This window comes from Kitasatospora sp. NPDC056783, assembly GCF_042789895.1.
Lineage (GTDB): Bacteria > Actinomycetota > Actinomycetes > Streptomycetales > Streptomycetaceae > Kitasatospora.
In genome coordinates this window covers 1-11,265 of sequence record NZ_JBHUAF010000283.1, presented here as the reverse complement: position 1 = coordinate 11,265, position 11,265 = coordinate 1, and the positions used below count along the sequence as shown (strand labels likewise).

The following is an 11,265-nucleotide window of genomic DNA, read 5'->3' as shown; positions in this document are numbered from 1 at the left end:
GCCCCGGACCTCCACGGTCCGGGGCCGCCCCGCTTTCGTACCACCTGGTGCCGCGGCGGTGTGCCGCGCTGCGAGGATGTGAGTTCAGGAAGTTCAGGCGACCGGAACCGGTCGGCCGGGGCCACGGGGGACTACACCTTGGAAGGCGCCCCGGGAGAAGCAAGGGAGGAAGAACGTCATGGTGGTCACGCTCGCCAAGGGCGGCAACGTCTCGCTCACCAAGGCCGCACCGAACCTGACGCAGGTCCAGATCGGCCTCGGCTGGTCGGCCCGTTCGACCACGGGCGCCCCGTTCGACCTCGACGCGAGCGCCCTGATCTGTGGTGGCGGGCGGGTGCTCGGCGACGAGTACTTCGTCTTCTACAACAACCTCAAGAGCCCCGAGGGCTCGGTGGAGCACCAGGGCGACAACCTCACCGGCGGCGACGAGACGGGCGACGACGAGGTGGTCCTGGTCAACCTCGACCTCGTCCCGGCGCAGGCGGACAAGGTGATCTTCGCGGTGTCGATCTACGACGCCGAGGCGCGGCTGCAGAACTTCGGGCAGGTCCGCAACGCCTACATCCGGGTCGTCAACTCGGTCGACGCCCAGGAGATCGCCCGCTACGACCTCTCCGAGGACGCGTCCAGCGAGACCGCGATGATCTTCGGCGAGCTGTACCGCTACGCGGGTGAGTGGAAGTTCCGCGCGGTGGGTCAGGGATACGCCTCCGGCCTGCGTGGCATCGCGCTCGACTTCGGCGTGAACGTACAGTAAGGGCGGAAATCGGACTTATCGCACCCGCCCCGATCATGAGAACAGAAGGCAGTGCGGGGGTGACCTGACCGGGCCGGCCCGGTCAGGGCGCCTCGGGGACGAGGCCGCTCCCGACACGGCCAGAACCCGAAAGGTAGCCAACTCCCGTGTTCCTCCGCACATTCGGCTGGTCGCTCGCGATCACCGCCATCGGCCTGGTCGCGGCCGGACTGCTCTGGGGAGCCCAAGGCTTCGGCATCGTGCTGATCCTCTCCATCCTGGAGATCTCCCTGTCCTTCGACAACGCGGTGGTCAACGCCACGGTGTTGAAGCGGATGAACCCGTACTGGCAGAAGATCTTCCTGACCGTCGGTGTGCTCATCGCGGTCTTCGGCATGCGCCTGGTCTTCCCGCTGCTGGTCGTCGGCCTCACCGCGAAGCTCAGCCCGGCGACGGTCATCGACCTCGCGCTGCACTCCGACAAGACCTACGGCGACCTCACCTACGGCCAGTACCTGGAGGCGGCCAACCCGGCCATCGCGGCCTTCGGCGGCGTCTTCCTGCTGATGATCTTCCTCGACTTCATCTTCGAGGAGAAGGAGTACAACTGGCTGGCCTGGATCGAGCGCCCGCTGGAGAAGGTCGGCAAGCTGGAGGCCCTCTCCAGCGTCGTCGCCCTGGTCGCCCTGCTGCTCGCCTCCAACTTCTTCGCCGGGGAGCACGCGGAGACCGTGCTGCTCGCCGGTGTCCTCGGCCTGGTCACCTACCTGGCGGTCAACGGCCTCTCCTCGATCTTCGAGTCGGGCCTGGAGGCCGAGGAAGAGCGGGAGGAGGAGGCGGAGAAGTCCGGCAAGTCGCTGATCCAGGTCGGCGGCAAGGCGGCGTTCTTCCTCTTCCTGTACCTGGAGGTCCTGGACGCCTCGTTCTCCTTCGACGGCGTGGTCGGCGCGTTCGCCATCTCCAGCGACATCTTCCAGATCACCCTGGGCCTGGGCATCGGCGCGATGTACATCCGCTCGCTGACCGTCTTCCTGGTCCGCAAGGGCACCCTGGACGACTACGTCTACCTGGAGCACGGCGCGCACTACGCGATCGGCGCGCTGGCGGGCATCCTGCTGGTCGGGATCAAGTTCCACATCCCGGAGATCGTCACCGGCCTGATCGGCGTCGCCTTCATCGGGCTGGCGCTCGGCTCGTCGATCGTGCGCAACCGGCGTGAGGGCGCGAACGAGGAACCGGAGCTGGTCGGCGCCGACAAGTAGCCGGCCGACGCGCGAAACGGCCGCTCCCGGGGTTCCCGGGGGCGGCCGTTCGGTGTTCGTGGCCCGGTGCGGTCCGGACGGACGGTCGACCGGTCAGCCGAGCTGCTGCTCGATGGCGCGCAGCTTGCGCTCCAGCGAGTCCAGCTTCGGCATCGACAGGGTGTCGTCGTCGGCCGTCAGGTCGACGGTCGAGCCGCTGCGGGACGACCCGGTGCCGACGGACGAGGAGGACGAGGAGGACGAGTACGTGGAGGACGCGGAGGACGAGTACGCGGAGGACGAGTACGCGGAGCCGACGGCGGCGCGCGGGCGGCGGCCGGTGTCCAGGGCGGCCGACTGGAAGGAGGTCGAGGAGGTGGCTTCGGCTTCCGCGGCTAGGGCAGGCTCCGTAGCGCTCGGGCCGTCTCCGGCAGCCGTGAGGGCGGGTACCTGGCGGCCACCGCGGCCCCGGGAGAGCATGCCGCCCTGGCGGGAGATGGCCTTCAGCTCGGCCCGCTCGCGGCGGTCGGCGGTACGGGCGCGGGCCTTGGCGTCCAGCTTCGCCTGACGCTCCTCGCGCACCTCGTCGACCGCCTCGTCCAGGCTGCGGACGTTCTCCAGCAGCATCAGCGACCAGGCCGCGTAGGTCTCGCGCGGGGCGCGCAGCCAGCGGACGATGCGGATCTGCGGCAGCGGGCGCGGCACCAGGCCCTGCTCGCGCAGCGCGGCCTTGCGGGTCTGCTTCAGCGCCCGGTCGAACAGGATGGCCGCCGAGATCGACATGCCGGAGAAGAACTGCGGGGCGCCGTCGTGGGAGACGCCGCGCGGGGCGTGCACCCAGTTGAACCAGGCCGAGGCGATCGCGAACACCCAGACCAGCAGGCGCGAGCCGAGCGCGGCGTCACCGTGGCTGGCCTCGCGGACGGCGAGGACCGAACAGAACATCGCGGCGCCGTCCAGGCCGAACGGGACGAGGTACTCCCATCCGCCGGACAGGCCCAGGTTCTCCTTGCCGAAGCCGACCAGGCCGTGGAAGGAGAGGGCGGCGGCGACACCGGCACAGCAGAACAGCAGCGTGTACGAGGAGATGCCGTAGATCATCTCCTTGCGGCGGCGGCGCTCCTCGCTGCGCTCCCAGGAGTCGCCGGACTCGTCCTTCTTCGAGCTCTTGAAACGCAGCGTCGCCATCAGGACGGCGACGAACAGCAGGGCTGCGCCGCCGACGACGGTCCAGACCAGCTGTATGGAGGTCAGGTTCATTGCGGGTCGGGCCTCGGGTTTCCGCAGGGGACAGGATCACAGCGCGACACAGGCGTTCAGGACCAGCCGTGCGGGCACTGCCTGACGGTTCGTTCGTCGCCGCACGGCACACCCGCCGAGCCCGCGCAGGGGAGGGCGGGACGCCTGTGCGGCTAGACGATATCGCGTCCGAGGGGGCGGCATGTTACGGGAGGGTGGTCGGCTCCGGCCAATCGACCCGCCGGTCGGGCCCGTTTGGGTAGGGGAGGGGGCGAACGGGGTATCCGATGGCCGGGCCGATGCCCGATCATTGGTCGGCGGACCGTCAGACCGCCTGGCGGGAGCGGGGGGAGAGGACGGCATGGTCTCGATCTGGGAGTACCTGCGCGGGGACAAGAGCTACACCTTCGACAACCCCGGCGGCCAGCACAAGGTCATACTCACCAAGTCGACCCCGCAGCACGCGATCACCGGGGCGGCCGCCACCACCGGCTACCTGTACGTCAACCTGCACTGGACGATGGGATCAGGTGCCGCCCCCCGGTCGAACACCCGGGACTCCGTCAAGCGGTTCTTCAGCCCGCGGTTCCTGCGGCCGCAGGAGCCGGACTCGCCGCAGAACGCCGAGCCGACCAACGTCGACCTCGACCTGGCCTGCCTGTACGAACTCTCCGACGGGTCCACCGGCGTGGTGCAGCCGCTCGGCGGGCTCTTCGGCGACCTCCAGAACGCGCCGTACATCAAGCTCAGCGGCGACGACCAGTACGGGGCGCCGTCCGGCGAGACGATGTACGTCAACCTGGAGAAGAAGGACAAGTTCAAGCGGCTGCTGATCTTCGTCTACATCTACGACGGCACGCCGGCCTTCGAGCAGGCGCACGCGGTGCTGACGATCGTGCCGCAGACCGGCCCCCGCATCGAGATCAAGCTGGAGGAACGGGCCCGGGCGGCGCGCTCCTGCGCGGTGGTGCTGATCGAGAACGCGGGGGACAACCAGCTGACCGTGCGCCGCGAGGTGCGGTACGTCAACGGGTTCCAGGCGGACATCGACCGGCTGTACGGCTTCGGGATGCAGTGGCAGCGCGGGTACAAGGGCGACTGAGAGCGCGTCTCGGGGCGGGGCGGGGCGGGGCGGGCGGGGCCGGGGCGACCGGACGGCCCCGCCTGGGGTCAGCGGGGCTGGAACTGCGGGCCCTGCGGGGGCAGCGCGAAGTCCTCACCGGTGGGCGCCGCGGGCCGGGCCGTCGGCGGCTGCGGGGGGACGGGCGGCTGCTGGCCGGTGCCGGGCTGCGGGTAGCCGTAGCCCGTGGGGCGCTGCGGTGGCGCGGCGGGGTGGTTCGGCTGGGGGTACCCGTAGCCGCTTCCCGGCTGCTGGTACGGGGGCTGCTGTCCGGGGACCTGCTGTGCGGGGACCTGCTGTCCGGCGCCCTGCTGGGGGTAGCCGTAGCCGCCGGTGGGCCGCGGCTGGGGGTAGCCGTACCCCGTGCCGGGCTGCTGGGGGTGGCCGTAGCCGGTGCCGGGCTGGTGGCTCGGGGGCGCGGCGGGCGGCGGCGGCATGGTGGGCGGGGCCGTGGGCGGCGGGGGCACCGGTGCGGCGCCGGCGCCGGTGACGGTCGCCGGTGCGGCCGGGGTCGGTGCGGTGGCCGGGGGCTGGGCGGGCTCGGGCGGCGACTGCGGGACGGCCGGGGCCAGGGTGAAGGTGCCCGGCTCGGGGGTGGTCGAGCGCGGGTCCGGCATCGGGGCGCCGCCGCGCGGGTCGAACGCGCCGGACGTGGTGGCGGGCGACTGGGGCGCCCGGCCCGCGTCGGCCTCCGCCTCGTCGTCCACGGTGATGCCGAAGTCGGTGGCGAGCCCGATCAGCCCGGAGGTGTAGCCCTGGCCGATCGCCCGGAACTTCCAGGCCCCGGACCGGCGGTACAACTCGCCCGCGACCAGGGCGGTGACGTTCTCGGCGTCCTCGATCACGAACTCGGCGAGCGCGGGCGCGCCCTCGCCGGCCGTGGCGTCGAAGAGCAGCAGACGCAGCCCCGGCACCGCGCGGAACGGTCCGCCCTCGGAGGAGCCGGCCAGCACCACGCGGTCCACCTCGGAGGGCAGCTTGCCCAGTTCGACCTCGACCGTGTCGATGATCGAGGCGCCGCCGGAGGTCTGCTGCTTGGGCAGGTGGCGGACCAGGCCGGAGGGGTGGCGCGGCTGGTTGTAGAAGACGAAGTCGGCGTCCGAGCGGACCTTGCCGGTGGCGCCGAGCAGCAGCGCGGACGCGTCCACGTCCGGCGCACCGGGCGTGGCGCTCCAGCGCAGCACGGCGCGGACCGCCGCCGCCGGCAGTGCGATGTTGGCGCCCTTGGCCATCACGTGCGTCATAGCCGACCATCCTGCCCGTTCGCCACCCCTTCGGACAACGTGACCGGACCGGTCCGCGTCGAGTCGGACTTTGCCAAGACTTGCGCTTTCCGAGGTTTGCCGCGGTCGTTTCCGAGTTCGCCGCCGTCGGTTCCATGATCGCCAAACGGATCGGGATGTTCCGGGAGTTCAGTGCCGGGGAACCGGGGCGGGCCCGGTCCCGTCCGTACGATGGACGGTCGAACGGCCCCCGGGGGGTCCGGCGCGGAATGCCCCGCGGCGGCGCGCCCCGGGAACCGTGGCGCCCGGGCGGCCGGTCTGACCAGGGTGTCGTCGGCAACGGGCCGGAGGCCGGTCCACTTCCTGGAGGAGAGCACCTTGCGCCATTTCGGCCACCTCGCCGAGGACGTACGCGGCCGGCTCTTCCTGGAGCAGCCGCGCGCGTTCACCGCGCGCAGCGAGCCGGCGGTGCTCGCCACCGCCCTCGGCGGCACCCTCTACAGTCCGGCCACCAGGCCCGCGCTGGCCGCCGACATCCGCAAACTGGCCGGCCGGGGCGTGGTGTCGATGGTGCTCTGCCTGGAGGACGCGATCGCCGACCACGAGGTGGACGCGGGTGAGCGGAACCTGGTCGAGCAGCTGAATGACCTGGTCAAGGATTTCACCGACTGTGCACACGGCCACCCCCTCCTCTTCATCAGGGTCCGTGCCGCCGCCCAGATCCTCGACCTGGCCGGACGACTCGGCCCGGCCGTCGAACTGCTCAGCGGTTTCGTGCTGCCGAAGTTCACCCCCGCCAACGGCGGCGAGTACCTGGCCGCGCTGTCCGCCGCCGAGGCCGCCACCGGGCGGCGGCTGTTCGCCATGCCCGTCCTGGAGTCCCCCGAACTCGCCCACCTGGAGACCAGGCGGGAGCAGCTGTTCGGCATCGCCGACCTGCTCGCCGGCCACCGCGAGCGGGTGCTCGCCGTCCGGCTCGGGGTCACCGACCTCTGCTCCGCGTACGGCCTGCGGCGCTCGCCCGACCTCACCGCGTACGACGTGGCGCTGGTCGCGTCGGTGATCGGGGACGTGGTCAACGTGCTGGGCCGGGCGGACGGCACCGGGTACACCGTCACCGGGCCGGTCTGGGAGTACTTCCCGGTGCAGGAGCGGATGTTCAAGCCGCAGCTGCGCCGGACCCCGTTCGCGGCCGCGAACGCGGCCGCCGGCGGTGTCGGTGTCGGTGGCGGGTCGGGGGCCGGGGCGGGGACTGGTGTGGGGGGTGGCCGTGTCGGTGGGGGTGGTACCGGGGCCGGGGTGCTCCGGGCCTCCGGGGAGGAGGTCCGCCGGCGGATCATCGAGCACGACCTGGACGGGCTGATCCGGGAGGTCGAACTCGACCGGGCCAACGGCCTGCTCGGCAAGACCTGCATCCACCCCAGCCACGTACCCGCCGTGCACGCCCTCTCCGTGGTCACACACGAGGAGTACTGCGACGCCCTCGACATCCTCCGGCAGGAGCAGGACGGCGGCGGGGTCCTGCGCTCGGCGTACACCAACAAGATGAACGAGGCGCGGCCGCACCGGGCTTGGGCGGAGCGGGTGCTGCTGCGGGCGGAGGTGTTCGGGGTGGCCCGGGAGGACGTGAGCTTCGCGGAACTGCTGGCGGCCTGCCTGTGCGGCTGACCGCTCCCCGGGCTACTCCCCGGGCCGCTCCCCGGAGTGTTCCTCCCGTCGAGCCCGGGCCGTTCCCCCCTGTTCCCGTAGCGCGGATATGACGAACGAACACACGCGCCACCGCACCGTCGCGGCACCGCACGCACCATCGCACGCACGCACCATCGCACCATCGAAGGCAGGACCGGCAGTGACAGCAACACCGCAGACGTGGACCGGCCGTTGGGTCGCCGACCGGGCCGGGATAGCGCTCACCGGCTCCGAGCGCCTCCCCGAACTCGTCGGCCTCGCCCTGCGCTCGGGCAACCCGAAGCGTGCCCACCTGCTGGTCTCCAACGTGCTCGGCAAGCACGTGCCGCAGCGCCCCTCGGTGGTCCACGGCACCGGGCTCGAACTGGGCCTCCGGGTCCGCGAACTGCTCGGCCCGCGGGCCGCCGACCGGGCCGTCGTCCTCGGCTACGCGGAGACCGCCACCGGCCTCGGCCACAGCGTCGCCGACGGCCTGGACGCCCCCTACCTGCACTCCACCCGCCGCCCGGTGCCCGGGATGTCGCCGCTCGGCGGTTTCGAGGAGGAGCACTCGCACGCCACCTCGCACCTGCTGCTCCCCGCCGATCCCGGATTCCTCACCGGGGACGGTCCGTTGGTGCTGGTGGACGACGAGTTCTCGACCGGCCGGACGGTGCTCAACACCATCCGCGACCTGCACGCCCGCCACCCGCGCGGACACTACGTGGTGGTCGCCCTGGTCGACCTGCGTTCCGCGGCCGACCGGCGCCGGCTCGACGAGGCCGCCGCCGAACTCGGCGCCCGGCTGGACCTGGTGGCCACCGCCAGCGGCGGCGTCGAGCTGCCCGAGGACCTGCCGGCCCGGGCCGAGCGGCTGATCGCGGAGGCGGCGCCGGCCGACGTACCCCCGACGGAGGGCGCCGCGCCGCTGGTCCGGGTGGACCTGGACTGGCCCGCCGGGCTCCCGGACGGCGGCCGGCACGGCTTCACCGTCCGCGACCGCGCCCGGCTGGACGCCGTACTGCCGCGGCTGGCCGGGCAGTTGGCAGAGGCGCTGCCCGCCGGGGCGGAGCGGGTGCTGGTGCTCGGCTTCGAGGAACTGATGTACGCGCCGCTGCGCCTGGCCGGCGCCCTCGCCGACCGTCTCGGCGGCGACCGGGTGCGGTTCTCCACCACCACCCGCTCGCCCGTCCTGGCGGTCGACGACCCCGGCTACGCGATCCGCACCCGGCTCGCCTTCCCCGCCCACGACGACCCCCGGGACGGCGGCTCGACCGAGCGCTACGCGTACAACGTCGCCCCCGGCGGCGACCCGGCGCGGCGCTTCGACGCCGTGGTGCTGGTGGTCGACGACGTGGCCGACACCCCGGCCCTGCACCGGGGGGAGCGCGCGCTGCTCGGCCAGCTGCGACGGGTGACCGACCAGGTGGTGCTCGCGGTGCTGCCCTCGCACCGGCCGGTGCGTCCGCTGCCCCGTCCCCTGTACGGGCCGGCCTTCTCCTCCTACCCGGCGGACGAGGTGGCCTGGCTGCTCAAGGACCTCTCCGGGGTCGCGCTGGAGGCCCCGACCGAGGAGCGCGAGGAGGCCGTCCAGAACGGCGGCGCGCACTACGCCGAGTCGCTGCCGGTCGAGTACCAGCCCAGCCCCGAGTACCAGGAGCTGTTCCACCAGGCGCTGCGCGGCTCCGCCCGCCGGATCGCGCTCGGCGTCGGCACCGTCGCGGAAACGTTGCTGCGGGAACGCGGCCCCGGCCTGGTGCTCGCCTCGCTGGCCCGGGCCGGCACCCCCGTCGGCGTCCTGATCCGCCGCTGGCTGGCCTTCGCACACGGCCTGTCCGTGCCGCACTACGCGCTCTCGATCGTGCGCGGCCGCGGCATCGACCCGGTCGCCCTGCGCTACCTGGCGGCCCACCACCGCGCGCGCGACGTCGTGTTCGTGGACGGCTGGACCGGCAAGGGAGCGATCACCCGCGAACTCGCCGACGCCCTGGCCGGCACCGGCTTCGACCCGGACCTCGCGGTGCTCGCCGACCCGGGCCGCTGCGTGCGGACGTACGGCACCCGGGACGACTTCCTGATCCCGTCCGCCTGCCTCAACTCCACCGTCTCCGGCCTGGTTTCGCGCACCGTGCTGCGGCCCGGACTGATCGGACCGGACGACTTCCACGGTGCCAAGCACTACGCCGACCTGGCCGGGAGCGACGTCTCGGCGGTCTTCCTCGACACGGTGGCGGCCCGCTTCGGCGAGGTGCGGGCTGCGGCGGTCGAGCACGCCGAGCGGCTCGCCGCCGACCCGGACCGGACGCCCGACTGGGCCGGCTGGGCCGCCGTCGAGCGGATCAGCGCCGAGTACGGCATCGACAACGTCAACCTGGTCAAGCCCGGCGTCGGCGAGACCACCCGGGTGCTGCTGCGCCGCGTCCCGTGGCGGATCCTCGCCCGGCGCGGCGCCGGCGTCGACCTCGACCACGTCCGGCTGCTCGCCGCCCAGCGAGGCGTCGTGGTCGAGGAGGTGGACGGTCTGCCGTACACCTGCGTCGGCCTGATCCACCCCCGCTACAGCCGGGGCGCGACCGGGGGAGACGGGCGGAGCGTGGTGACCGAGAGCAAGGGGAGGAAGACCTGATGGGTGTTCTGGTGGCCAGCGACCTCGACCGGACGCTGATCTACTCCGAGCGGGCGATGGCCCTGGACACGTCGGACCGGCCCGCGCCGCGGCTGCTCTGCGTCGAGGAGTACCAGGGGCGGCCGCTGTCCTTCATGACCGAGCGGGCCGCCGCCCTGCTCGCCGAACTCGCCCGGAAGGCCTGCTTCGTCCCGGCCACCACCCGGACGCCGGAGCAGTACGGGCGGATCCGCCTGCCCGGTCCGACACCGGACTGGGTCCCCGGGTACGCGATCTGCGCCAACGGCGGGCAGCTGCTGGTGGACGGCGTGCCGGACCGCGACTGGCGGGCCGAGATCACCGGGCGGATCGCCGCCGGCTCTGCCCCGTTGGAGGAGGTGGTCGGGCGGCTCGCGCTGTGCGCCGCCCCGGAGTGGACGCGCAAGCGGAGCGTCGCCGACGAGCTGTTCGCCTACCTGGTGGTCGAGCGGGCCGCGCTGCCGGAGGGCTGGCTGGCGGAGCTGACCGGCTGGTGCGCCGAGCGCGGCTGGACGGTCTCCCTCCAGGGGCGCAAGGTGTACGCGGTGCCGGTGCCGCTCACCAAGAGCGCGGCCCTGGCCGAGGTCGTCCGGCGCGGTGGCGGGGCGGACGGCGTCGGCGGAGCGGGCGTCGGCGGCGGTGGGGCGGGCGTCGGGGCGGGCGTCGGCGGCGGTGGGGCGGGCGTCGGCGCGGTCACCGTGCTGGCGGCCGGGGACTCGCTGCTGGACGCGGACCTGCTGCTCGCGGCGGACGCGGGCTGGCGCCCGGGGCACGGCGAACTCGCGGACAGCGGCTGGACGGCCCCCGGCGTCACCGTCCTGGCGGAGGTGGGGGTGACGGCGGGGGAGGAGATCGTCCGGCGGTTCCTGGCCGCTGCCTCCGGTGGCTCCGCTGCCTCCGATTCGGCCGGTGTCCCGGCCGAACCCGAGGTCTCCGGTTAGGCCCGGTGCCACCTGCCCAGCCGGCCCCGCGTGGGCGATGACCTGCGAAATCCGCCGTTATCCGCCGTTATCCGTCGTTGGACGACATCGAGGTCACGGGCATCGCGGTCAGGCCCTGTCCGGCCCTAGGCCGTGTTTTAGGTCGGGGTTCTGGTCCGTGCCGCGCACCGGGATGATCACGGTATGGGGCGTGGGGATCTTTCCGATGAGCAGTGGTCGGTGTTGGAGTCGTTGCTGCCTGCGGCGGGGGTGGGCCGCAGGTCGCCGGGTCGGCGGCGGCTGGTCGACGGTGTGCGGTGGCGGGTGCGGACCGGGGTTCCGTGGCGGGACCTGCCGGGTGAGTACGGACCCTGGCAGGCCGTGTACGGGCTGTTCCGGCGCTGGCAACGGCAGGGCGTGTGGGCGCGGTTGCTGACGTTGTTGCAGGCACGGGCCGATGCGGCCGGGCTGATC

9 protein-coding genes are annotated in these 11,265 nt (G+C 73.0%); 7 read left to right on the top strand and 2 right to left on the bottom strand.

All coding sequences use genetic code 11. The annotated features are described in order from the left end of the window. The first annotated feature begins 178 nt into the window (after positions 1-178). Both ACFRMQ_RS29990 and ACFRMQ_RS29985 read left to right on the top strand, forming a co-directional pair. Entirely contained in the window at positions 179-757 is a 579-nt protein-coding gene (locus tag ACFRMQ_RS29990) for a TerD family protein (protein WP_380733809.1), read from the top strand. Positions 758-903: 146 nt separating this feature from the next. Beyond that, complete coding sequence (locus ACFRMQ_RS29985; RefSeq protein ID WP_380733808.1) at positions 904-1,998, top strand: DUF475 domain-containing protein; 1,095 nt, start codon at positions 904-906, stop codon at positions 1,996-1,998. A 93-nt stretch (positions 1,999-2,091) separates the two neighbouring features. Here the strand turns inward: ACFRMQ_RS29985 and ACFRMQ_RS29980 are convergent, their stop codons facing one another. After that, a complete protein-coding gene (locus tag ACFRMQ_RS29980) occupies positions 2,092-3,237 on the bottom strand; it encodes a DUF2637 domain-containing protein (protein WP_380733807.1) in 1,146 nt (381 codons plus the stop codon). 340 nt (positions 3,238-3,577) lie between these two features. Between ACFRMQ_RS29980 and ACFRMQ_RS29975 the strand changes: the two genes are divergently transcribed. Further along, on the top strand, positions 3,578-4,318 hold the full coding sequence (locus ACFRMQ_RS29975) for a Tellurium resistance (protein ID WP_380733806.1): 741 nt from the start codon (positions 3,578-3,580) through the stop codon (positions 4,316-4,318). A gap of 68 nt (positions 4,319-4,386) precedes the next feature. On the opposite strand, the gene ACFRMQ_RS29970 is transcribed toward ACFRMQ_RS29975, so the two are convergent. Next, positions 4,387-5,580 (bottom strand): TerD family protein, encoded by a 1,194-nt coding sequence (locus ACFRMQ_RS29970; protein WP_380733805.1) that lies wholly within the window; start codon positions 5,578-5,580, stop codon positions 4,387-4,389. Positions 5,581-5,937: 357 nt separating this feature from the next. Here ACFRMQ_RS29970 and ACFRMQ_RS29965 point away from each other — a divergent pair, with 357 nt between their 5' ends. From ACFRMQ_RS29965 to ACFRMQ_RS29950, 4 genes are all read left to right on the top strand, one after another. Beyond that, positions 5,938-7,227, top strand: coding sequence for an HpcH/HpaI aldolase/citrate lyase family protein (locus ACFRMQ_RS29965; protein ID WP_380733804.1), 1,290 nt, complete (start codon positions 5,938-5,940; stop codon positions 7,225-7,227). 88 nt (positions 7,228-7,315) lie between these two features. Beyond that, complete coding sequence (locus tag ACFRMQ_RS29960) at positions 7,316-9,853, top strand: phosphoribosyltransferase (RefSeq protein ID WP_380733803.1); 2,538 nt, start codon at positions 7,316-7,318, stop codon at positions 9,851-9,853. Next, positions 9,853-10,812 (top strand): HAD family hydrolase, encoded by a 960-nt coding sequence (locus ACFRMQ_RS29955; protein WP_380733802.1) that lies wholly within the window; start codon positions 9,853-9,855, stop codon positions 10,810-10,812. Before ACFRMQ_RS29960 ends, ACFRMQ_RS29955 begins: the two co-directional genes overlap by 1 nt. Before the next feature lie 183 nt (positions 10,813-10,995). Further along, positions 10,996-11,265, top strand: a 270-nt coding sequence (locus ACFRMQ_RS29950) for a transposase (protein WP_380733801.1), incomplete at its 3' end; no start/stop codon positions are given.

Coding starts and splice junctions, on each gene's coding strand:
- ACFRMQ_RS29990 (WP_380733809.1), top strand. CDS start 179: ATGGTGGTCACGCTCGCCAAGGGCGGCAACGTCTCGCTCACCAAGGCC.
- ACFRMQ_RS29980 (WP_380733807.1), bottom strand. CDS start 3,237: ATGAACCTGACCTCCATACAGCTGGTCTGGACCGTCGTCGGCGGCGCA.
- ACFRMQ_RS29975 (WP_380733806.1), top strand. CDS start 3,578: ATGGTCTCGATCTGGGAGTACCTGCGCGGGGACAAGAGCTACACCTTC.
- ACFRMQ_RS29970 (WP_380733805.1), bottom strand. CDS start 5,580: ATGACGCACGTGATGGCCAAGGGCGCCAACATCGCACTGCCGGCGGCG.
- ACFRMQ_RS29960 (WP_380733803.1), top strand. CDS start 7,316: ATGACGAACGAACACACGCGCCACCGCACCGTCGCGGCACCGCACGCA.
- ACFRMQ_RS29955 (WP_380733802.1), top strand. CDS start 9,853: ATGGGTGTTCTGGTGGCCAGCGACCTCGACCGGACGCTGATCTACTCC.